General features: G+C 57.3%; 22 protein-coding genes and 1 pseudogene. 11 read left to right on the top strand and 12 right to left on the bottom strand.

What is annotated here, in order from left to right; translation table 11 throughout:
* Positions 1–72 precede the first annotated feature (72 nt).
* On the bottom strand, positions 73–1,461 hold the full coding sequence (locus RX972_RS07825; RefSeq protein ID WP_316873811.1) for a GTPase/DUF3482 domain-containing protein: 1,389 nt from the start codon (positions 1,459–1,461) through the stop codon (positions 73–75).
* On the bottom strand, positions 1,454–2,833 hold the full coding sequence (locus RX972_RS07820; RefSeq protein WP_316873809.1) for a DUF2868 domain-containing protein: 1,380 nt from the start codon (positions 2,831–2,833) through the stop codon (positions 1,454–1,456). The genes RX972_RS07825 and RX972_RS07820 overlap by 8 nt, the downstream gene beginning before the upstream one ends.
* A 107-nt stretch (positions 2,834–2,940) precedes the next feature.
* Here RX972_RS07820 and RX972_RS07815 point away from each other — a divergent pair, with 107 nt between their 5' ends.
* Together RX972_RS07815 and RX972_RS07810 are read left to right on the top strand one after the other, a co-directional pair.
* A complete protein-coding gene (locus RX972_RS07815) occupies positions 2,941–3,453 on the top strand; it encodes a dihydrofolate reductase (RefSeq protein ID WP_316873808.1) in 513 nt (170 codons plus the stop codon).
* Positions 3,454–3,688: 235 nt separating this feature from the next.
* The gene (locus tag RX972_RS07810) at positions 3,689–4,747 is read left to right on the top strand and encodes a haloacid dehalogenase-like hydrolase (protein ID WP_316873806.1); all 1,059 of its coding nucleotides are present in this window, start codon (positions 3,689–3,691) and stop codon (positions 4,745–4,747) included.
* A 141-nt stretch (positions 4,748–4,888) separates the two neighbouring features.
* Here the strand turns inward: RX972_RS07810 and ilvD are convergent, their stop codons facing one another.
* Positions 4,889–6,736 (bottom strand): dihydroxy-acid dehydratase, encoded by a 1,848-nt coding sequence (ilvD, locus tag RX972_RS07805; RefSeq protein ID WP_027899677.1) that lies wholly within the window; start codon positions 6,734–6,736, stop codon positions 4,889–4,891.
* Positions 6,737–7,054: 318 nt separating this feature from the next.
* Here ilvD and RX972_RS07800 point away from each other — a divergent pair, with 318 nt between their 5' ends.
* Complete coding sequence (locus RX972_RS07800) at positions 7,055–7,513, top strand: REP-associated tyrosine transposase (RefSeq protein WP_316873803.1); 459 nt, start codon at positions 7,055–7,057, stop codon at positions 7,511–7,513.
* 167 nt (positions 7,514–7,680) lie between these two features.
* Here RX972_RS07800 and RX972_RS07795 read toward each other — a convergent pair whose 3' ends face one another.
* Positions 7,681–8,340 carry a TIGR04211 family SH3 domain-containing protein gene (locus RX972_RS07795; RefSeq protein WP_316873879.1) on the bottom strand — a complete coding sequence of 220 codons (660 nt, stop codon included), beginning with the start codon at positions 8,338–8,340 and terminating at the stop codon, positions 7,681–7,683.
* Positions 8,341–8,344: 4 nt separating this feature from the next.
* Between RX972_RS07795 and RX972_RS07790 the strand changes: the two genes are divergently transcribed.
* Both RX972_RS07790 and RX972_RS07785 read left to right on the top strand, forming a co-directional pair.
* Positions 8,345–8,476, top strand: coding sequence for a hypothetical protein (locus tag RX972_RS07790; RefSeq protein ID WP_255879654.1), 132 nt, complete (start codon positions 8,345–8,347; stop codon positions 8,474–8,476).
* A 204-nt stretch (positions 8,477–8,680) separates the two neighbouring features.
* A complete protein-coding gene (locus RX972_RS07785) occupies positions 8,681–9,175 on the top strand; it encodes a hypothetical protein (protein WP_231676007.1) in 495 nt (164 codons plus the stop codon).
* A 21-nt stretch (positions 9,176–9,196) separates the two neighbouring features.
* On the opposite strand, the gene RX972_RS07780 is transcribed toward RX972_RS07785, so the two are convergent.
* Positions 9,197–10,393 carry a class I SAM-dependent rRNA methyltransferase gene (locus RX972_RS07780; protein WP_027899680.1) on the bottom strand — a complete coding sequence of 399 codons (1,197 nt, stop codon included), beginning with the start codon at positions 10,391–10,393 and terminating at the stop codon, positions 9,197–9,199.
* A gap of 375 nt (positions 10,394–10,768) precedes the next feature.
* On the opposite strand from RX972_RS07780, the gene RX972_RS07775 reads away from it, so the two are divergent.
* The 3 genes from RX972_RS07775 (at position 10,769) to RX972_RS07765 (ending at position 13,039) form a co-directional block, all read left to right on the top strand.
* On the top strand, positions 10,769–11,581 hold the full coding sequence (locus RX972_RS07775) for an HDOD domain-containing protein (protein ID WP_231676129.1): 813 nt from the start codon (positions 10,769–10,771) through the stop codon (positions 11,579–11,581).
* A 43-nt stretch (positions 11,582–11,624) separates the two neighbouring features.
* A complete protein-coding gene (gene mutM, locus RX972_RS07770) occupies positions 11,625–12,437 on the top strand; it encodes a bifunctional DNA-formamidopyrimidine glycosylase/DNA-(apurinic or apyrimidinic site) lyase (protein ID WP_027899682.1) in 813 nt (270 codons plus the stop codon).
* Positions 12,438–12,697: 260 nt separating this feature from the next.
* On the top strand, positions 12,698–13,039 hold the full coding sequence (locus tag RX972_RS07765; RefSeq protein WP_027899683.1) for a hypothetical protein: 342 nt from the start codon (positions 12,698–12,700) through the stop codon (positions 13,037–13,039).
* Between the two features lie 11 nt (positions 13,040–13,050).
* Here the strand turns inward: RX972_RS07765 and ggt are convergent, their stop codons facing one another.
* The 6 genes from ggt to RX972_RS07735 all read right to left on the bottom strand — a co-directional run bounded on the left by ggt (position 13,051) and on the right by RX972_RS07735 (position 18,686).
* A complete protein-coding gene (gene ggt / locus RX972_RS07760) occupies positions 13,051–14,766 on the bottom strand; it encodes a gamma-glutamyltransferase (RefSeq protein ID WP_316873798.1) in 1,716 nt (571 codons plus the stop codon).
* A gap of 61 nt (positions 14,767–14,827) precedes the next feature.
* Positions 14,828–15,079 (bottom strand): YfhL family 4Fe-4S dicluster ferredoxin, encoded by a 252-nt coding sequence (locus tag RX972_RS07755; RefSeq protein WP_027899685.1) that lies wholly within the window; start codon positions 15,077–15,079, stop codon positions 14,828–14,830.
* A 100-nt stretch (positions 15,080–15,179) separates the two neighbouring features.
* Positions 15,180–15,659 (bottom strand): pantetheine-phosphate adenylyltransferase, encoded by a 480-nt coding sequence (gene coaD / locus RX972_RS07750; RefSeq protein WP_027899686.1) that lies wholly within the window; start codon positions 15,657–15,659, stop codon positions 15,180–15,182.
* 439 nt (positions 15,660–16,098) lie between these two features.
* Complete coding sequence (locus RX972_RS07745) at positions 16,099–17,529, bottom strand: coniferyl aldehyde dehydrogenase (protein ID WP_316873795.1); 1,431 nt, start codon at positions 17,527–17,529, stop codon at positions 16,099–16,101.
* Positions 17,530–17,643: 114 nt separating this feature from the next.
* Positions 17,644–18,231 carry a mobile mystery protein B gene (locus RX972_RS07740; protein ID WP_316873793.1) on the bottom strand — a complete coding sequence of 196 codons (588 nt, stop codon included), beginning with the start codon at positions 18,229–18,231 and terminating at the stop codon, positions 17,644–17,646.
* The gene (locus RX972_RS07735) at positions 18,222–18,686 is read right to left on the bottom strand and encodes a mobile mystery protein A (protein ID WP_316873792.1); all 465 of its coding nucleotides are present in this window, start codon (positions 18,684–18,686) and stop codon (positions 18,222–18,224) included. The genes RX972_RS07740 and RX972_RS07735 overlap by 10 nt, the downstream gene beginning before the upstream one ends.
* A 192-nt stretch (positions 18,687–18,878) precedes the next feature.
* On the opposite strand from RX972_RS07735, the pseudogene RX972_RS07730 reads away from it, so the two are divergent.
* The 3 genes and pseudogenes from RX972_RS07730 to RX972_RS07720 form a co-directional block, all read left to right on the top strand.
* A pseudogene (locus RX972_RS07730) lies at positions 18,879–19,083 on the top strand (enolase C-terminal domain-like protein); the annotation flags it as partial.
* 92 nt (positions 19,084–19,175) lie between these two features.
* The gene (locus tag RX972_RS07725; protein WP_122806142.1) at positions 19,176–19,847 is read left to right on the top strand and encodes a TetR/AcrR family transcriptional regulator; all 672 of its coding nucleotides are present in this window, start codon (positions 19,176–19,178) and stop codon (positions 19,845–19,847) included.
* Between the two features lie 63 nt (positions 19,848–19,910).
* A complete protein-coding gene (locus RX972_RS07720) occupies positions 19,911–20,765 on the top strand; it encodes a sulfurtransferase (protein ID WP_316873790.1) in 855 nt (284 codons plus the stop codon).
* 152 nt (positions 20,766–20,917) lie between these two features.
* Here RX972_RS07720 and RX972_RS07715 read toward each other — a convergent pair whose 3' ends face one another.
* Positions 20,918–21,940 carry a hydrolase gene (locus RX972_RS07715; protein WP_316873788.1) on the bottom strand — a complete coding sequence of 341 codons (1,023 nt, stop codon included), beginning with the start codon at positions 21,938–21,940 and terminating at the stop codon, positions 20,918–20,920.
* Positions 21,941–22,174 lie beyond the last annotated feature (234 nt).

Below are 22,174 nucleotides of genomic sequence, written 5' to 3'. Positions count from 1 at the left end.
TCCATCCAGCATCAAAGTGCCGGAAGAAACGCGATCGCGGGCAAGCGCGCTCCAACAGGCAGAGAAAATTTTTCAGGATTCGAATATCACTTTCGCCAATTCTTCAATCTGCTCCTGCCGCTCCGCCTGGTTCAGTTTCGCCCCGGGATTGAGCGACGACCACTGCGGATGTGCACGAGCCTTGTGCAGAGCTTCCGGCAGTTTACCTTCGCGCCAGGTTTTATCCTGTGGTGTGGTCAACTGGATGCTTTCCATCGCTGCGTGGCCCCGTGCGCCGAGGGCCAGCAGCAAATGGCGCTGACGCAGCGCAAGCAGGCGAAGTACAGCATCGTCCACCGTCAGTTCGCGCTGGCCTTTAATCTTGCCGAGCAATCGTCCACCGTAACTGCGTGCAGTCTGTAATGCACCACCGGCAATCGCCCCGGCCAAAGCCGCTGCGCCCATGGTGAGGCCACCCACCAGCAAATCGACACCGGCACCCGCTGCCGCGCCTGCCGCTATCCCCCCGCCGACTCGTACGCCCAGTTGCTTGAGGGTTTCCGGGTTGAACAAATCGTCGCCCCAACGCCCGTCCAGCAGTGGCAAATCGCTGGCTGCCGCGTCCTGAACGCGAAACGCGTAAAGCTTGAGCAGCTCTTCCACGCAGCGCTGTTCACGCTGACGCACGGCTTTGCGCAGTTCATCAATGGCTTGTTGTTCATGGCCCGATTCAGTGGAAACGCTGCGTCGGCAGGCCGCGCAGTCAATGAGTAACTGCGCGATCAACCGGCTAGCACTTTGTCGTCGGATTTCGCGCTGGGCCTCAAGATCCAGAATCAGCCGTTCCAGTTGATCTCTGGAGTTTTCCAGCAGCAGGGCAAGGCTTTCATAGAGGCGCCGCTCGCCATCTTCTGGCGGCGCGACGCTATCAAAGCGCACCAGCGCATGCAGACCCAGTCGTGCAAGTGCCTCGCGCCATGCGGGCTCCCGGTGTTCTGCGCTGCTGACAAAATTCAGGACTGGCAGCAACGGTTTGCCACAACTGGCCAGGATCGACAGCTCGTCGCGGTACTTGGCCAGTACCGGCTCACGGGCATCAATGATGTACAAGCCGGCGTCAGAGGCCAGTAACTGGCGCATGACTTTGGCTTCCTGCTCAAAGCGTTGTTTTGCTTCACTGCCTTCCAGAAAGCGTGCCAGCCGTGCGGGGCCGTCCAGCCGCTCGCCCGGTCGATCCTGGCGTTCGAGAAAGTCCAGTAGCGCGATGGCGTCTTCCAGGCCCGGCGTGTCGTAGAGCTCAAGCAGTGCTTGACCATCTACCGACAACCGCGCGCCTTCCACATGGCGGGTGGTGCTCGGCCGATGGGAGACTTCCCCGAAGCCTACGTCGCGAGTCAGCGTTCTGAGCAGCGAGGTCTTGCCGACATTGGTGTGGCCGACCACCGACAGTTTCAGCGGGCGGATCTTGTCCTTGTCAGTCATGACCCGTCTCCAGCCAGTTCAGTGGCGCGCTGTCGCTCCACGCGAGATCCAGTTGCTGCAGCGCCGCGTGCCAGTCGCTGACTCGCTCTGCGTTCAGATGTTGCCCGGCAGGGGCCGATAGCAACCAGACTCGTGTTGCGCCCGCACAGCGAGCCAGTTCGGCAACCAGCGCAAGGCTGCCGCGATCAGGTGAGCGACGTGGGTCGCAGGCAATCAGCAACCGGGCAGGCGGAAAGCGGGTCAGTTGATCGAGCAGTTTTTGCCTGGATTCCCGGCTGTCGAGAATGCCTGCATCGACCACGTTTTCCGGCAATAGCGGCGGCCATGGCTGTTCATCGTCCAGCTCGATAGCGACCAACAATGCGCCGTTGCTTTGTTGTGCCGTGCCATTGGGCAGTACTTGATGCAGTTGCTCTGGCGCAGCGTCGCTGACCCCCAGTCTCTCGCTGCTGGGCATCAGGCGTTCGCGAAGCTGGCTGTAACCGGGCAGGGCCAGGTCCAGACTCAGTGCAGCCCGGCCGATGCGCCAGCGCCACAGGCACACCAACGCAAGGATCAGGCGCGGCACGATGCCATAGACCAATAGCACGCCGAGCAGCCATGCCGCCCAAGCCTGACGACCTGATTCAACAACCAGGGCGCTGTCGCCGCTGGCGCGGATCATGGACTCGTCCGGTACAGCAAAGCCCAGCATGGCCGGGAGAATGCCGAGGGTCTGGGTCAGGCTGACGAAGGTGTCGCTGCCTAAAATAGTGGTTTCCCACACAAAGCCATAACGTCGCGTCGCCATCAGCATCAATAGCAGCACCAGCGCGCTGACCAGTGCCAGCAGCCATAAACCATGTATCGCCGCCCCCAGCACCCATCGATTCAGGCGTTTGCGCTGCAACAGCACAATCAGCGCAGGGGCAAGTTGGGCGGCCTGGGCATCGCGGGCAAGCTTTTCACTGAGCCATAGCCAGAGGCGTCCAAGGCTGGCGGTGTTTTGCCCGGCGACGCTAAAACTCATCGCCCAGCTGAAGAGCATAATCAGGTTCAGCCCGAGCAGGCTGCCCAGCGCCCAGAACACATTGACCGGCGTTTGGCCGTCGCCCAGCGCCGCGAAGGCGAGCCCGGCACCGCTGAGTACCGAGAGAATCGCCAGTGCAATCAGGGCCAGTCGGGCGCCTTGTTTCCAGTGTGGCAGTGCGGAGCGCATGCCATCGCGTTCGGCCAGCCACAGGGCCCGGCTTTGCACGCGGTTCGTCAGATCGCCACCGTTGGCCCGGGCGCGACGGTTGGCTTCAAGGTCTTCCAGCGGGCCGGCCTGTTCTTCGCGCAGGCGCACGGCTTCGGTCAGCCAGAGGGTATCGAGGGGAGTCAGAACAGTCACACAGCGTCTCGTCGAATGAATCAGTAAAGGAGCATAACCTCTGCGCCCTGTATTCGAGCAAATCGGCCGCTACGAATTCAGTGTCAGCGTCTGTTATTCTCGCCGCCATGAAAAATCAACTTCCGCTTAGCCTGATTGCCGCCCTTGGTGAGAACCGAGTGATTGGCGTCGACAATTCCATGCCCTGGCACTTGCCGGGGGATTTCAAATACTTCAAAGCCACGACTCTGGGCAAGCCGATCATCATGGGTCGCAAGACCTGGGATTCGCTGGGGCGACCGCTGCCAGGTCGCCTTAATCTGGTGGTCACGCGCCAAGCGGATCTGCAGCTTGAGGGTGCCGAGGTCTTTACGTCGCTGGAGTCCGCTGTTGCCCGCGCTGAAGAATGGGCGCTGGAGCAGGGCGTTGCGGAAGTGATGCTGATCGGCGGTGCGCAGTTATATGCCCAGGGTCTGGCTCAGGCAGATCGCTTGTACCTGACCCGTGTTGCACTGAGTCCCGAAGGCGATGCGTGGTTTCCGGAGTTTGATCTGGCCGAATGGGCGTTGGTGTCCGAGGTGTTGAACCCAGCGGTGGATGAAAAGCCTGCGTATAGCTTTGAGGTTTGGGAGCGCCGGTAGGAGGCAACTTGTTGGCGAGGCATTGTTCCTGTCGCCGTCTGGAATATCGCCTCGCGAACAAGTTCGCTCCTACCGAGGATCGATTGCTTCTGTCACAAAAATGTCGTAATCGGAAATCTGCGTCGCGAATCGCTTCCAGTGTGACGCCCTCGGAACGTACACAGTCGCTGGCATCCCCAATCAGTCATCATAATTTGTTACGGTCCATCCTCTTAACTTTCAGGGGGATACCACGATGAAGTTCGCTCCACGATTGCTTGCCGCCGCACTCTGCCTTGGTCTGGCCGGGCAGGCGTTTGCTGCCACCGAGTTGAAACACTGGCCTGAGCCCGCCGCAAAAGCACTCGACGCGATGATTGCCGCCAATGCCAACAAGGGCAATTACGCGGTTTTCGACATGGACAACACCAGTTACCGCTTCGACCTCGAAGAGTCGCTGCTGCCGTACATGGAAAGCAAAGGGCTGATCACCCGGGAGAAGCTCGATCCATCCCTCAAGCTGATACCTTTCAAGGACACGGCTGATCACAAGGAAAGCCTGTTCAGCTACTACTACCGCCTGTGTGAAGTCGACGACATGGTTTGCTATCCATGGGTCGCTCAAGTGTTCTCGGGCTTTACCCTCAAGGAGCTCAAAGGTTATGTCGATGAGCTGATGGCCCTGGGTAAACCGATCCCTGCCACTTATTACGATGGCGATGTGGTCAAAAAGCTTGATGTCGAGCCGCCGCGCATCTTTACCGGCCAGAAAGAACTGTTCAACAAGCTGATGGAAAACGGCATTGAGGTCTACGTGATGACCGCCGCTTCTGAAGAGCTGGTGCGGATGGTCGCCGCTGATCCCAAGTACGGCTACAACGTCAAACCGCAGAACGTGATCGGCGTGACCATGTTGCTCAAGGACAAGAAAACCGGTGAATTGACCACCGCGCGCAAGCAGATCACGGCGGGCAAGTACGACGAGAAGGCCAACCTTGGTCTTGAGCTGACGCCTTATCTCTGGACTCCAGCGACCTGGATGGCGGGCAAGCAGGCAGCAATCCTCACCTACATCGACCAATGGAAGAAACCAGTGCTCGTAGCAGGCGATACGCCAACCAGCGATGGCTACATGCTGTTCCACGGCGTAGACGTCAACAAGGGCGGCGTGCATTTGTGGATCAACCGCAAAGACAAATACATGACCCAGTTGAACGGCATGATCAAAAGCAATGCAGAGGCTCAGGCCAAAGAAGGTTTGCCGGTGACGGCAGACAAGAATTGGGTGATCGTCAAGCCGGATGAGATTTTGTAGGAGTGAACTTGTTCGCGAGACGATATTTCAGGTAAAGCAGGACCATTGTCTCGCCAACAAGTTGGCTCCTACAGGGACTGCGTGATCTGAAAATAAAAAACCCGGCATCGCTGCCGGGTTTTTTGTGTTCACTGAAAACGCTTAAGGCACCAGCTTGTCCAGCAACGCCTTGTCGCGCACAGCGCCTTTGTCGGCACTGGTGGCGAGCAGGGCGTAGGCTTTCAGCGCTGTCGTCACTTTACGTGGACGCACTTCCACCGGCTTCCAGCCTTTCTTGTCTTGCTCGGCACGGCGCGAGGCCATTTCTGCGTCGTCGATCAGCAGGTTGATCGAGCGATTCGGGATGTCGATCAGTACTTTGTCGCCGTCACGCACCAGACCAATCGCACCACCGGCAGCCGCCTCAGGCGATGCGTGTCCGATGGACAGACCCGAAGTACCACCCGAGAAACGACCGTCGGTGAGCAATGCGCACGCTTTGCCCAGACCTTTGGATTTCAGGTACGACGTCGGGTACAGCATTTCCTGCATGCCCGGGCCGCCTTTCGGGCCTTCGTAGCGGATGATCACGATGTCGCCCGCCTGGACCTCGTCAGCAAGGATGCCGCGCACAGCGCTGTCCTGGCTTTCGAAGATCTTGGCGTTGCCTTCGAATACGTGGATCGATTCGTCGACCCCTGCGGTTTTCACTACGCAGCCGTCCAGCGCGATATTGCCGTACAGCACGGCGAGGCCGCCTTCTTGCGAGTAGGCGTGCTCGAAACTGCGGATGCAGCCATTTTCGCGGTCGTCATCCACGGTTTCCCAACGCGTCGACTGGCTGAATGCAGTCTGGGTCGGGATACCGGCAGGGCCTGCGCGGAAGAAGGTATGCACAGCTTCATCGTCAGTCTGGGTGATGTCCCACTTGGCGATCGCTTCTTCCATGGACGGGCTGTGGACGGTCGGCAGGTCGGTGTGCAGCAGACCGCCGCGGGCCAGCGAGCCGAGGATGCTGAAGATACCGCCAGCGCGGTGCACATCTTCCATGTGGTACTTCTGGATGTTCGGCGCCACTTTGCACAGCTGCGGAACGGTGCGGGACAGGCGATCGATATCACGCAGGTCGAAGGGGATCTCGGCTTCCTGAGCGGCAGCCAGCAAATGCAGGATGGTGTTGGTCGAGCCACCCATGGCAATGTCCAGCATCATGGCGTTTTCAAACGCCTTGAAGTTGGCGATGTTGCGCGGCAGGACGGCGTCGTTGTTTTCGATGTAGTACTGACGGCACAGGTCGACGATGGTGCGGCCAGCCTGCAGGAACAGTTGCTCGCGGTCGCTGTGAGTGGCCAGTGTCGAGCCGTTGCCCGGCAGTGCCAGACCCAGTGCTTCGGTCAGGCAGTTCATCGAGTTGGCGGTGAACATGCCTGAGCATGAACCGCAGGTCGGGCAAGCGCTGCGCTCGTATTCTGCGACTTTTTCGTCGCTGGCTGTCGAGTCGGCTGCGATGACCATGGCATCGACCAGATCCAGGCCGTGGGAGGCGAGCTTGGTCTTGCCGGCTTCCATCGGGCCGCCGGAAACGAAGATCACCGGGATGTTCAGGCGCAAAGCAGCCATCAACATGCCTGGGGTGATCTTGTCGCAGTTGGAGATGCAGACGATGGCGTCAGCGCAGTGGGCGTTGACCATGTATTCGACGGAGTCGGCGATGATCTCGCGGCTCGGCAGCGAATACAGCATGCCGTCGTGGCCCATGGCAATGCCGTCATCCACGGCAATGGTGTTGAATTCTTTGGCGACGCCACCGGCCCGCTCGATTTCACGGGCAACCAGTTGGCCCATGTCCTTGAGGTGAACGTGGCCCGGCACGAACTGGGTGAACGAGTTGGCAACGGCAATAATCGGTTTCTTGAAGTCTGCGTCCTTCATCCCGGTTGCGCGCCACAAGGCACGAGCGCCGGCCATGTTGCGGCCGTGGGTGGACGTTTTAGAGCGGTAATCAGGCATGGAGCACTCCGGGCGGCTAACCAGGTAAATAGAAAGGGATTGAGCCTCTAGTGTCGTCACGGACAAACGGCAGTGACCGCTTGCTGCAAGGGAAACCGACACGCCACGGGATCACCGTGCGCTCGGCCTGAGCTCATAAACCCGCCGGGGATGACTGGCGATGAATAGCGCCGATTCTACACCTGTAGGGCGCAGAAGGGATGTGCGGGGTGGGATTTATGGATGAACGCTGGATCCGATACATTCGGCAGCACTCGCTTTGCGGCAATATCAACGTCGGAAGGCTAGCGTTTTAAGCTTTCAGCGGAGGGCAATGGATTGTCAGATTTTCACCGTAGTGAACGAGCCCGCACCGGTAGGTACTCGGAGCCTGGTCGGATCTATTTACTCACCTCTGTAGCTAAGGGCCGACAGCCTGTTTTTGCGGATTGGAGGCTTGGACGCTGTGTTGTAAAAGAGTTTCGAAGTGCTCAGGAGCAGGGTTTGATCCATTCACTTGCGTGGGTGGTGATGCCGGATCATTTTCATTGGCTTGTCGAGCTTCAGTCTGGAACTTTGCAAGCGTTGATGCAGGGCACAAAATCCCGTAGTGCGATTGCGGTCAATCGTATGAGGGGATGTAGCGAACAGCTTTGGCAACGAGGATTCCACCACCGTGCCCTGCGCTACGACGAGGATTTGCTGAAGGCCGCCCGCTACATCATCGCGAACCCGTTAAGAGCAAGGTTGGTAAAGCGCGTTGGGGATTATCCGCTTTGGGATGCTGTCTGGCTTTAAGTACGTCATCGCGAGCAAGCTCACTCCTACAGTTGGAATGCGTTCCCCTGTAGGAGTGAGCTTGCTCGCGATGACGTCATGTGCCGCAACGCAAAATCAGTTTTGATAATGCGTTTCCCTGTAGGAGCGCGCTTGCCCGCGATTGCGTCAGTTGTCGTTACGCAGGTTTAAACCCAGCCATCATTCTTCTTACGCCCGCGTGTCATGGCCGGGATGATCAGGCCGACGAGGAGGCCTGCCCCTGCGATGCTGCCACCGTAGACCATATAGCGCATCAGGACGAGGTTGTTCTCATCGCCGAGTTTGGCCTGTGTGGTCCGCAGTTCTGACTGGGCCGCGGTGAGTTGCTCGTTGAGGTCTTTACTGCGGGCTTCGAGCTCATCGATCAGCTTTTTACGGGTATCCAGGGTTTCCTGCATGCCTTGCACGCGCACCTTCCAGCCGTCATCGATGGTCTTGAGCTGGCCACTCAGATCAGCCACCTGTTGAGTCAGCTCCGGCAGACGTTCGGCCTGGCCGGGCTGGCTTTGCAGGTCGGCAGTCGGAATCCATACCGAGTTACCACCCTCGCGCACCTGGCTGTACTCGCCTTGAGTGCTGATCAGCTCAACCTTCTGGCCGGACTTAAGGGTACCGACAATCCGATAGCCGTCGGTTGGTCCGCTGCGCACATACGTATTGAGGCTGTCACTGACCCAGCGGTCGTTGGCTTTGGGTTCTGCCGCATGGGCTGTAGTGCAAGCAGCGATCAGCAAGCCAGCGCCTAGAGTGCAGTAGTTGAAAACACGAGGAAGACGAGAAATGAATGCTGAAAGATGACGAGACATAGACATGGTTATCTTCGATAAAAGGAAAGATAAAGGCGCCGATGGTCGGGCCGGTAAAGATGGGGCAGTGATCTGCAGGGCAAAAGCGCTGCAACTGCGATGGATGATCGGCATGGGCGAAAAGGGGAATACATGAGCCTTTTGGGGCTCAACGCCAGCAACGCCATCCTTTTTTATCCCCACACACTGACCGTCAAAAACCGTTCGGGTTCATTGCCGGGGTGTGACAGTGACGGAATTCTGACTTGCGGTAGAAAGTCTTGGCTAGGATGACAGCGAATAGCTCGGCAGATGATCGTGGTATCTAACGTACAGTTTTGTTTGTAGGAGGTTTCTGAAAGTGCTGCTGACGGATTTTTTACATCCAGTCATCTCTATAGGATGCCGACGCACCGCAGCGCTTTCCACTAGGGAGGCCCGGTTTGGTCGGGAGGATGAAGTGGGCGACAATTTTGTTTGTGTCGTAGGCATGAAGGCGGATTGCAGTGATTGCGACAAAACGTTTTTACCAAGCAAGGAGCAGCAAAAAACATTGTTTATAAGGCAGCCTTTGGCCTGTCCACATTGTCGATGCATGTTGATCTCCCCTCAAGAGCAGCTTGATGCTCTAGGAGATAAGGGCAATCCTGGAATGAGCTATATCCCGACGATGATAATTATGGGTATCTGCAACATGGTGTTTTTCGGGATGGTTATAGCGGGGATAATCGATCAAGAGGCCGTGATTCTTCTAGGATTCGCGGTAGCAATTTTTGGTCTCATGATAGTGAGCTTCGGTTTCAGATCTGCTACTCGTGACCTGAAAATCCGGCTGGAGAAATACGACTCCCCTTGATTCAAAGGGAGTCGTTACAGCTTAGCTATTCGGCAACAACCGGCACGTGATGCTCTTGATGTAGCGCGTTTCGGCGATCGCCGGGTGTACCGGGTGATCCGGGCCCTGGCCGCCGCGCTCGAGCAGCTGGATGTTGCGATCCAGGTGGCGGGCGCTGGTCAGCAGGATGTTTTGCAGGTCATCTTCCGGCAAATGCATCGAGCACGACGCGCTGATCAGGATGCCGTCCTTGCTGAGCAATCGCATGGCTTGCTCGTTCAGGCGACGGTATCCGGCTTCACCGTTTTTCAGGTCTTTCTTGCGTTTGATGAAGGCCGGAGGGTCGGCAACGATGACGTCGAAGCGCTCTTCGCTGGCTTTCAGCTCTTTAAGGGCTGCGAACACATCACCTTCGATGCAGGTGAGTTTCTCCGCAAAACCGTTCAGTGCAGCGTTGCGCTCCACACCGTCCAGTGCAAATGCAGAGGCATCGACGCAGGTTACGTCAGTGGCGCCGAACGCTGCGGCCTGAATGCCCCAGCCACCGATGTAGCTGTAGAGGTCCAGAACACGTTTGCCTTTTACGTACGGGGCTATGCGTGCGCGGTTCATGCGGTGATCGTAGAACCAGCCGGTTTTCTGACCTTCCATGACCGGCGCTTCGAATTTCACGCCGTTCTCTTCCAGCGCGACCCACTCCGGAACCAGGCCAAATGCGGTTTCCACATAACGGTTCAGGCCTTCTGCATCCCGCGCAGCCGAGTCGTTCTTGAACAGGATGCCGCTTGGCTTGAGCACTTGAACCAGGGCGGCAAGCACGTCTTCCTTGTGTTTTTCCATGGTGGCTGACGCCAACTGGACCACCAGAATGTCGCCGAAACGATCAACGACCAAGCCCGGCAGCAGGTCCGAGTCGCCATAGACCAGGCGATAGAACGGCTTGTCGAACAGGCGGTCACGCAGAGACAAGGCCACATTGAGGCGATGCACCAGCAACGATTTGTCCAGCGGCAACTTGACGTCCCGCGACAGCAGGCGGGCGCAGATCAAGTTGTTGGGGCTCATGGCGACGATGCCCAGCGCTTTGCCGCCTGCGGCTTCCAGCACGGCTTGATCACCTGCGGCAAAGCCGTGCAGCGGGGTCGCGGCTACGTCGATTTCGTTGCTGTAGACCCACAAGTGACCGGCGCGCAGGCGACGGTCGGCGTTGGCTTTGAGGCGCAAGCTAGGCAGGGACATGACGTCGCTCCGGAAAAAAGAGCGGGATTATAGCGCGTCATCTCGCTCTGGGGCGCGATGATGTGAATTAACCGGCTAGCGGTTGTGCAGCCGCAGGCTCGATCATCCCAACCGCCCGAGTCCTGCTTTTGAAACAGATTTCTACAGAATCTTCGCAGCTTGAAATGCCTGCACATCTCGATATTTTTTAGCGGCTTGCAAGGGCCGTTGCTTCAGTGTCGGGATAATTGACGCCTTTTAGGCGATTACCGTCGGCATTGATGGCTATAAAGCCACGGGCATGAAGGAGTAGAATCCAGATCTGTCCTTGAGTGTTGACCTATGTCCCAAGAGCTTACGTCCGAGCAGATTCAGCACGTCTTGCAAGGCATCAGTGTGCCTCCGCAACCGCAAATCATGGTGGATTTGCAGATGGAGCAGTACATGCCCGACCCCGATCTTGATGTGATCGCGAAGCTGATTTCTCAAGATCCTGGTTTGTCAGGGGCTCTGCTGAAAATCGTCAACTCGGCTCACTACGGGCTTGCCAACAAGATTGCCTCGATCCAGAAGGCGGTCAATCTGTTGGGGATTCGCTCTGTGATCAACCTGATCAATGCGCAGTCGATCAAGGGCGAGATGAGCGATGAAACCATCGTGACGCTGAACCGTTTCTGGGATTCGACTCAGGACGTGGCGATGACCAGTCTGACGCTGGCCAAGCGCATTGGCTCGCAAACTGTGGACGAGTCCTACGCGCTGGGTCTTTTCCATGACTGCGGCATTCCCCTGATGCTTAAGCGCTTTCCCAACTATATGGAGGTCTTGGAGCAGGCTTATACCAGTGCACGTGGGGAGCGCCGGGTCGTGGACACTGAAAACGAAACGTTTGATACCAATCACGCCGTTGTAGGCTATTTCACTGCGAAGTCCTGGCGTTTGCCCGAACATGTCACCAACGCCATCGCTAATCACCATAACGCACTGGCGATTTTTCAGGATGACTCCAACCGTAATGCACCGCTGAAGAACCTGCTGGCAGTGTTGAAAATGGCCGAGCATATCTGCGCGTCGCACAAGGTACTCGGCAACGAAGACGAAGATCACGAGTGGGATGCCATCGGGCATCTGATCCTCGATTACGTTGGTCTGTCCGATTACGATTTCGAAAACCTTAAAGAAAGCATTCGCGAACTGTCCGCGCACTGATCCTGCGCACTGTTGCATCGCTTCGCGCATCACCGAGTTATCCATGCCTGAACTACCCGAAGTTGAAACCACCCGCCGGGGCATTGCGCCTCACCTCGAAGGTCAACGTGTCAGCCGCGTCATTGTGCGTGACCGACGTCTGCGCTGGCCGATCCCGGAAGATCTGGATGTGCGCCTCTCAGGGCAGAAGATCGTGGTGGTCGAGCGACGCGCCAAGTATTTACTGATTCAGGCCGAAGTCGGAACCTTGATCAGCCACCTGGGCATGTCAGGCAACTTGCGTCTGGTGGAGGCCGGCATGCCCGCGCTCAAGCATGAGCATGTGGATATCGAGCTGGAGTCCGGCATGGCGCTGCGTTATACCGATCCACGTCGGTTCGGCGCAATGCTCTGGAGCCTGGACCCGCTTAATCATGAACTGCTGGTGCGCCTGGGCCCTGAGCCGCTGACTGATTTGTTCGATGGTCAGCGCCTGTTCGAGCGTTCGCGGGGCAAGTCCATTGCGGTCAAGCCGTTCATCATGGACAACGCGGTAGTGGTGGGCGTTGGGAATATCTATGCCACCGAAGCGTTATTTGCGGCCGGTATTGATCCGCGCCGAGAGGCAAAAACCATTTCTCGTGCCCGCTATCTGAGATTGGCGATTGAGATCAAACGCATCCTGGCCGCCGCCATCGAGCGTGGCGGTACGACATTGCGTGACTTCATTGGCGGTGATGGGCAGCCTGGTTACTTCCAGCAAGAGTTGTTTGCCTACGGCCGTGGCGAGCAGCCCTGCAAAATCTGTGGCACTACGTTGCGTGAGATCAAGCTGGGGCAGCGGGCGAGTGTGTATTGCCCGAAGTGTCAGAAGTGATGCGAGTAAACGCTCGGAAGGTGGACGATTCGATGTTTGCCTGCAAGCTCAAATGAGATGCAAATCCTGTGGGAGCGGTGCTTGCCCGCGATTTTAGCGACTCGGTCTGTCCGGGAGTTGTGTCTAGACTTATCGCGGGCAAGCCCGGCTCCCACAAGGGAGTCGCTTCAACATATTGTTGTGTTTGCCGCACTTGCTTAACCGTCATCGCTGTTTATAGTTAACGGCATCCCAAACCGCTGTACATGAAGGACCATGCCATGAAGCCGTTTCGACTGATCGCCGCCAGCCTGGCTTTGATTTTCGGCTTGCAGGCAATGCCTGTAATGGCCAACGAGCCGGTGAATCACGGCAGCGGAGACCCGGTTTACAGCATCCAGAATCCACCGGCTTACGCCATGATCGGCGATTTGCTGATTGCCCGACCGCTACTGATCGCAGCCACTATTGTCGGCGCCGGTCTGTTTGTCATTGCTTCGCCATTCGCTGCCGCTGGCGGGAACCTCGGCGCAACCGGTAAAGCATTGGTGGTCGATCCTGGCAAAGCCGCTTTCGTGCGCTGCCTTGGATGCACAGGTGATGGTTACGCCAGGCAGGAGTAAGGCCTGCCTGCTCAGGGCGCGGTTTGCCTGACCTTCGGATCGAATGTTTCTGACACGCCCAGGCCTCTCGGGTCGCTGGCCGCTTCGATACGTTTCCCGGTCTTGTCCCACAGCAACACTTGTTGATTGCCATAGCCTCGCGAAACTTCCTTGAAGTGATAACCGCGCGATTGCAGCGCTTTCAATTCTTCCTGACTGAACGCTCCCGGCTCGTGCTCGACCACGTCCGGTAGATACTGGTGATGGTAGCGCGGTACGGCAGGCCAACTGGCAACCGGTTGGCCATTCAGATACTCCAGCATCGACAGCAGCACCATGCTCGGAATACGGCTGCCACCCGGCGTGCCGAATGCGGCGAACTCATCAGGGCTTTCCAGAAAGCTCGGGCTCATGCTGGACAGTGGACGTTTCCCGGCCGCAATCGAATTGGCTTTACTGCCTGCCAGTCCATAGGCGTTGCTGCCTTGTGGGTCGGCAGCGAAATCATCCATTTCGTCGTTCAGCACAACGCCTGTACCCGGCACCGTGAACGCCGCGCCGAATGGCAAATTGACTGATAGCGTCGCCGCGACTGCATTGCCGTCTGTGTCCAGAACGGCAAAATGGGTGGTGTGTTCACCTTCACGCCAGCGCGGTGAAGGCTCAAGGCTAATGCTTGGCGTCGCGTCTTGAGGATTGATGCTGCCCGCCAGATGCACCAAATACTCGCGATCCAGCAGATGATCGAGAGGATTGGCGACGAAGTCCGGATCGCCCAGCAGGCCACGGTCGCGATACGCGCGCCGCAGTACTTCCAGAACATAGTGGGCGCGCTGCACTTTGTCTGACTGCTGCCATGGGAGTTGCTGCAGCATCATCAGGCTTTGGGCCAACGCTACGCCGCCAGCGGAGGGGGGCGGGGCACTGATCAGCTCTCGCTGGTCATTTAGGCGAAAGCGCAGAGGCGCTCGGGTCGCGACCTGATACTGATCCAGATCCTCTGAACTCCAGATGCCGCCTGCCGTTTTCACGCCATGAACCAACGACTGAGCCGTCAGACCAGCGTAGAAACCATCGCGGCCATTGTTGGCCAGCCGGGTCAGCGTCGCGGCCAGCTCCGGCTGCTGGATGATCGCGCCCATCGCCGGAACTTCGCCGTTACGCAGAAACAGCCGGGCGCTTTCCGGGTCGTCGCGCAGTGCGGATAGACGAGCCTGAGCGCGTTGCTGATAAATCCTGTCGACCGGGAAGCCCTGATAGGCCAGGCGAATAGCTGGTGCCATGGAGATGTTCAGGGGCAGTTTGCCGTAACGCTCGCCCAGTTCGACCAATGCCGCGGGCAGGCCCGGAATGGCGGCGGCCAGCGGGCCGTTCAGTGATAGGCCAGGTTGTATCTTGCCATCGCGGCGATAGAGATCATAAGTCGCCTTGAGCGGGGCTTTTTCTCGCGCATCCAGAAATACATAGCCTGTCTGCGCACCGCTTTGTCGCAACAGGAAGAACCCGCCGCCGCCCAGTCCCGAACCGTAAGGTTCAACCACGGCCAGCGCGGCGCTGATGGCCACGGCAGCGTCGAAGGCATTGCCGCCCGCCACCATGATCTCCCGACCCGCTGCAGTGGCTTCTGGATGCGGGCTGGCGATGGCGGATTTTGCAGGGCGGGGAAATGCGGTTTCAGCAGCGACAGTCGTCTGCGCTGACAAAGCGCAAAGCAAAAAAACGCTGGATAGAACGTGCTTGAGGATCATGCCGGATTCGCTTTGGTCGGCCGGCAAGATAGCTGGATGTCGGCGATTCAGCGCCGAGGGGTCAAGCCTTGCCGGTGATGATCAGGTATTTGTTCATCAGCTCGTCTTTGCTTTCGACGCGGTTTTCATCCAGCGGGATGCAATCCACGGGGCAGACTTGCTGACATTGTGGCTCGTCGTAATGGCCAACGCATTCGGTGCACAGGTTCGGATTGATCACGTAGATCTCCTCGCCTTGAGAAATCGCCTCGTTCGGGCACTCGGGTTCGCAGACGTCGCAATTGATGCAATCGTCAGTGATGATCAGGGACATGGAACACTCCTGCCACGGTCAACGCCGGGGCATATGAAATCTAATGCGGTGAATTGTGCCGCATTAGTCGTTTCGTTGCACCCGGACGTTACCGTAAAACTCAGCGTTTGAAGCGTTCAGTCAGCGCCTCGGCGACAGCCGGGTGGACAAACTTGGTGATATCCCCGCCCAGCGCTGCGATTTCACGGACCAGCGTCGAGGAAATAAACGAGTACCGTTCGGATGGCGTGAGAAACAGACTTTCGACGTCCGGTGCCAATTGGCGGTTCATATTGGCCAGCTGGAACTCGTATTCGAAGTCGGAGACGGCGCGCAGACCACGCAAGAACACATTGGCATTCTGTTCTTTGGCAAAGTGCGCCAGCAGTGTCGAAAAGCCTACCACCTCGACATTCGGCAGATGCTTGGTGACCTCTTGTGCCAGCTCCACACGCTGTTCCAGTGGGAAAAGCGGGTTTTTCTTCGGGCTGGCGGCAACCGCAATGATCACATGATCGAACAGGCGCGATGCGCGCTCGACCAGATCGCCGTGGCCCTTGGTAATAGGGTCGAAGGTGCCTGGATACAACACTCGGTTCATCGCGTCGTCCTGGTCGGAGTCCTTGGGGAGTCGGATGGTAGCGCAGCATTCCCGGTGGGCCAAGTCGAAGTGCTGAAGGCTAAGGTCGTATTGCCATTGAAGTCGGGTGTTAGAGCTGTGTATGCCGTATCCCTGCACGGTGTCCATGAAACCTGCTGCCGCGCAGTAAAAGTAAGCCCTGTAGGAGCGCGCTTGCCCGCGATAGAGTCAGTGCAGCTGATATATTTATCGACTGACAGACCGAATCGCGGGCAAGCGCGCTCCTACAGATAAAAAGCATTCCAAATCAGATAGTTGAATATTGTTTGATAGGAGCTGTCCCGATTCCCCTGACAGCTCGCTGTCGAGAAGCAAACACTGACGCTGTAGGAGCTCACGAGCAACGCGAGCTCCTGCAGTGCGGTGTCGATTCGTATGCACTAAAGACAGAGCCCAGCCATCACCGGATAAACAGTTTATAGACCCACCTTAGCATCGCTTTCCCATAAGGCGGATAGATCAGCCTGGCAGTGTTGAAACGCTGTTTGATCAGCACGCCTTTGGCCTTGCTGAAGGTCAGGAAGCCTTCATGGCCGTGGTAATGGCCCATGCCTGAAGGGCCGACGCCGCCAAACGGCAAGTCATCCTGGGCGACATGCATCAGGGTGTCATTCAGGCACACACCGCCGGAATGAGTCTGTTCCAGCACGCGTTGTTGTTCGGCTTTGTCGTAGCCGAAGTAATACAAGGCCAGTGGGCGAGGGCGCTGATTTACGTAGGCGAATGCCTCGTCGATCCTTGAGTACGGCACGATGGGCAGGAGTGGGCCGAAGATTTCGTCCTGCATCACCAGCATATCTTCGCTGACATCAAGCAGCAGGCTGAACGGCATGCGTCGATCCTGGCCGCTTTCGTAAAGCGAAATAATCTGTGCGCCTTTGTCTGCGGCGTCATCCAGATAATGGTTCAGCCGAGCCAACTGACGCTGATTGATGATCGCCGTGTAATCCGGGTTGTCAGCCAGCGTGGGGTAAAACCTGAGGACGGCGGTTTTGTACGCTTCGATGAATCCTGTCACGCGATCCTCCGGCACCAATACGTAATCAGGCGCGACGCAGGTTTGCCCGGCGTTTAGCGTCTTGCCGAAAGCGATGCGCTCGGCCGCGTCCTTCAACGGCACATCACGGGACACGATAGCCGGGGACTTGCCACCAAGCTCAAGCGTAACCGGCGTGAGATTTTCCGCAGCAGCACGCATGACATGCTTGCCAACGCTGGTTGCGCCCGTGAACAACAAGTGGTCGAACGGCAACCCTGAGAATGCGATGCCGACGTCCGCTTCGCCCAGCACTACGGCGACCAGATCCTCCGGGAACACCTGCGCGAAAAGACGTTTGAGCAGTTCACCCGTGGCCGGTGTTGACTCACTGAGTTTGAGCATCACCCGATTACCCGCCGCCAACGCCCCGATCATTGGCCCGATTGCCAGAAACAGCGGGTAATTCCAGGGCACGATAACCCCCACGACGCCCAGCGGTTGATACACCACCTTGGCTGATGCGGGCTGGAAAGCGATGCCCACTTTTCGTCTGGCAGGCTTCATCCATTTTTTCAGGTGCTTACGGGCGTCCTTGATGCCGAACAGGCTGGGCATCAACTCGGCGAGCATCGTCTCATCAGCACTGCGATGGCTGAAGTCACTGCTGATTGCCTCGATCAAAGCCTGCTGCTCGGCGCAGAGCAGGTCATGCAGACTGGCAAGCCATTGCAGGCGCTGGTCTGCGGTAGGCATCGGATTGGCGGCAAAGGCTTTGCGCTGCTCGGCAAACACTCGCTCAAGTTCGCTGGTGGGTTGTGAGCGATCCGATAACCAGGCGAGTTCGGCAGGCATGTGGCAATTCCGTTTAGAGTTATCCACTGGTTTTAGAGTTGTTGCTCTAGAAAGTCAAATTCCGTGTTGGGCTGCTACGTTTTCCTAGGATCTATGCTTTGAGTTAGCCGTGATTCAGCTACGGACGAACTCAATAAGCAAAGCGTAATTCCCTGCATCCGCGTCGCGCAGGGACTGGATGTATCGACCTCGAACTTCGCTGGCTGAGACGAGGTTTTTGCTTCCCCAAGAGAACTCCGGATGGCCGCACTGCCTCAGAAGGGCGTCAGCCATGTAGCGAGCGTGTCGGCCGTTTCCGTTAGGGAAGGGGTGTATCCAGACGAGTTCGCGATGGAAGCGAGCGGCTATCTCGTCCGGCTCAAAGGTCTCGTTTTCGATCCAATAGGTAACGTTCCCCAAAAGCTGATTTAGCTGGATCGCTATCTGAATGGGGTCGCAACCAATATTCTTTTCGGTTTTCCGAAACGTGCCTGCCCAAATCCAGGTGTCGCCGAACATTCTCTTGTGCAGGTTGCGGCAAAATTTTTCATTCAGCACATCAAGCTTTTTCTGGCCGTTGAGCCATCGAGTGGCGCTGAGCAGGTTTTCAGCTTCCCATTCGTCAAGCTCGCCTTGAGTGCTGATGTGTTTTGGCTTGAGTCCGGCTGATTCGTCAGCATCCAGGGGCGTTTGCCCGGGTTTCAGGTTCGTCTCTAACGCCACAGTCGGCTCCATGCACCCGCTAGCAACTCCTGACGCCGGTCATTCACCTTACGTTCGACGAATGCGTCAGAGGGACGCTGATCTTCAAGGGCCATGGTGTGTGAAACCCCCATCACTTCTTTCTGTGCCAGCCATTGCGCACGGTCTTCGACCATTTCGTGCAGTGGCTTTTTTGGCACAAGTGCATAGACCAGCTCGCAATCCAGTCCATTTGCCAGCTTTCGCAGCTGACCGAGCGTGATCCGGTCCTCGGCTTCAGACTTTTCGGATTTCTGGAGGGTCGTTGGTGACAGGTCCAGATATGCAGCCTGACTCCTTAAAGAGCGGCCGAGCGACTCTCGGATTGAACGCAGCCAACCCCCGGGTGGTACGGTTTTGCCTTTTAAAGCAGTGAATGGTTCCAATGCACGCTCTACCTGATTCAGACGCAGCTTGTTCAGTGACGAAGTACCCATGGAATCCCCCTTTTGGCAGCCATCAGGCAGCTTTGCAGAAATAACCGTAGGCCTACAGGTTGTGATTTTAGAAAAAATCGTAAGCCTTCAGGCGTACATATGTATTTTTATGTTAGCTCATAGGCATGCATCTGTATAAAAAATGTAAGCCTATAAGCCTACAACTATTTGCGCGGTGTACGCCTATAGGGTGTCATTAAGGATGTGCCAAGAGGTGGTGGTATTACGCGTTATCTGAAAGTCGCGGCGATGGCCGAGCAGGCCGGGTTGATGCTGGGCACCGCACTTTGCCATGGAGTTGCATGTTTATCTGACAGCGGATTATCCGACAGAGCCGTGGGGCGAGCAGGTTAAGCCCTGGACTGCGCAGCAAGGGGAAATTGGCAAGCGTCCTTGAAGGAAAGTGATGTCCGGACGGTTGATGCCCGGACCTCATGCTTGCGTTAAGATCGCTGGATACCGATAACAGCCGAGCGATCAAGTGTGAGCCTGACCCCGCGTATCAAAACCCGTGAACGGATCGTGCTGAACAGTCTGGAACTGTTCAATCAATTGGGCGAACGCAGTGTCAGCACCAACCATATCGCGGCGCATCTGGAGATGTCGCCGGGCAATCTGTATTACCACTTCCCTAATAAGCAGGCGATCATCGCCGAGCTCTTCACCGAATACGAAACTCTGGTGAACACCTTTCTGCGTCCGCCCAAAGGTCGCTTGCCCAGCGTTGAAGACAAACGTTATTACCTGTTGGAAATTCTCGACGGGATGTGGCGTTATCGTTTTCTGCATCGCGATCTGGAGCATCTGCTGGATTGCGATGTGGAACTGGCCGCGCGTTATCGACGCTTTTCGCAGCATTGCCTGATTCAGGCCATGGCCATTTATGGCGGATTCGTTGAGGCTGGCATCCTGCAGATGAACAAGGTGCAAATTGAGTCGCTGACGCTCAATACCTGGATCGTTCTGACGTCGTGGGTGCGTTTCCTCTGTACTACGCGGGAAACCAGCACTCACCTGAGTGCGGACGCCATGCGCCGTGGCGTTTATCAGGTGCTGATGCTTGAGTCGGGCTACGTGACCCCGCAGGCGCAAGACGAAGTGAAAGCGCTGTGCGAAGAATTTTACGTACCGTTGCATCAAGCGCTGGCGGATGGAGTCTGAACTTCGTGAGCTGCAACGATCTGGGAAAATGCTGAACCTTTCAATTGTCCACAGGAGCTTGTCATGCCTATCGCGCAACTGATCAGCCCGCAGCGGTTGGCCGCTCGCCAGCTACAGCCGGGGCTGGTGATTCTCGATTGTCGTTTTGCTCTGGAAGATACCTCCTACGGCCAGCGCAGCTATGCTGACGGGCACATCGACGGCTCGTCTTTCGCCGATCTGGAGCGTGATCTCAGCGGTCCGGTCAGCAAGGGGAAAACCGGTCGTCATCCTTTGCCAGATCCACATAAGCTGGTTGAGCGCTTGCAGTATTGGGGCATTAACGCCGACAGCGATATCGTGCTGTACGACGACGGACCTGGCGCTTTCGCTGCTCGGGCCTGGTGGCTGCTGGCCTGGCTGGGCAAGCGTGACGGAGTATTTATTCTCGATGGTGGGCTGAAGGCCTGGCACGCTGCAGGTTTGCCGTTAAGCCTTGATCCTCCGGGCAAAGAGCCGGGGAATTTTAAGGGCCAGCCTGATGACTCTCTGGTGTTGAGTGCCGATCAATTGCAGAAACGTCTCAATAAACCAGGGCTGACCCTGATCGATGCCCGTGCCGAAGCTCGCTTTCGCGGGGAAGTGGAGCCTATTGATCCGGTTGCCGGACACATTCCCGGTGCGCAATGTGCGGCGTTCAACGAGAACCTCGGCCCGGACGGTCGCTTTTTACCGGTTGAGCAACTCAAGCAACGCTTCGCCGAAAAGCTTCAGGGACGCCCACCAGAGAGTCTGGTTGCCTATTGCGGGTCTGGTGTGACGGCGTGTCATAACCTGTTTGCGCTGTGTCTGGCGGGTTATCCGCTGGGGGCGTTGTACGCGGGGTCGTGGAGTGAGTGGATTACCGATCCGGGGCGTGAGGTTGCGACGGGGGCGTAACACAGTTTTCTGTACAGATTGCCATGTTACCGCTTGAAGGTAGGAGGCAACTTGTTGGCGAGAGGGTTTGACGCGTTTCTTCAGGGACGCTGCCTCGCGAACAAGTTCGCTCCTACCTTAGATATGGGTTTCAAGCCTGAGATTGATGTGAGCTAAAGCCCTGTCCCATGAGCACTCGTCAGCCACAACGGAATCCGCCGCTCAAGGTAATAGCCGGGATTCTTCAGCGAGCCGTCGACGAACCCTACGTGCCCGCCTTTTTCCTGTAGCTCGAACTCGGTGCTGGCAGACAGTTCTTCCGGTTCTGGCAGACTGTGCTTGAACACGAACGGATCGTCTGCCGCCTGGATAATCAGCGTCGGTGTGCGGATGTCTCCCAGGTAATAGCGACTGGACGCGCGGCGGTAGTAATCCTTGGCGTCGGCGAATCCATGCAGGGGGGCGGTTACCCGGCCATCGAAATCCCAGAACGTGCGCATGTTTTCCAGCGATCCCAGTGCGGACAATTCAGCCAGCCCTTCGCTGATCCCTTCGTCCTTGAAGTGACGCTGTTTGTCCTTTACGTACGTAACCATTTCGCGCATGAAATGCCGCTGGTAGACCCTGGAAAAGCCCATGCCAATGCGGTCGGCGCACTCATCCAGCCGGAACGGCACGGACACGGCCACTGCGCCTTGCAGATCACTGTTCTCGCCCGACTCACCCAGATATTTGAGCAGCACGTTGCCGCCCAGTGAGTAACCCACCGCGTAAAGCGGCGCCAAGGGGCGCTTGGCTCTGAGGTGGGCAATGACTGACGCGAGGTCTTCGCTGGCGCCGGAGTGATAACTGCGCGACAGTAAGTTCGGCTCACCGGAACACCCTCGCCAGTTCAGTGCGACGCTGGCCCAACCTTCCAGAGCGATCGCCTTTTGCAAGCCGACCACATAAGGCGAGTTCGATGAGCCGGTCAGGCCGTGCAGCACCAGCACCAGTGGAGTGTTCAGCTCATGCGGGCCAAACCAGTCAAGATCGAGAAAGTCCCCATCGGCCAGCCAGATACGCTCACGTTGTCGTTCGATTCGATTTTTTCTTCGCCATAGCGGGCCCCATAAGGTCTGCAGATGGGGATTGCCCAGGCCTGATGCGGGAATGAAGCGATTGGCGAAGGAGGATTTAGCTGGGCGTGTGAGCACGATTGTCCTCTCTCGGCGGGTTGCGTATCGATGTACGTTGCCACAAGTGGCGAGTGATGTAAGGAAGTTGCTGCTGAGTGGTCGCCACTGTGGATAGGTGGTGTGTAAACGGCCTGAGGTGAAGGATTGCCCTGAAACTGTGGGATATTCTATGTTCACTGCAAGCTCAATGATCAATCGCATTCTCTGTGGGAGCGAGGCTTGCCCGCGATAAGGACAACGCGGTTTGCCTGA

The organism is Pseudomonas syringae group sp. J309-1 (assembly GCF_032582135.1).
Lineage (GTDB): Bacteria > Pseudomonadota > Gammaproteobacteria > Pseudomonadales > Pseudomonadaceae > Aquipseudomonas > Aquipseudomonas quasicaspiana.
The sequence above is the reverse complement of the archived record's forward strand: the minus strand, read 5'-3'. Positions and strand labels throughout refer to the sequence as shown.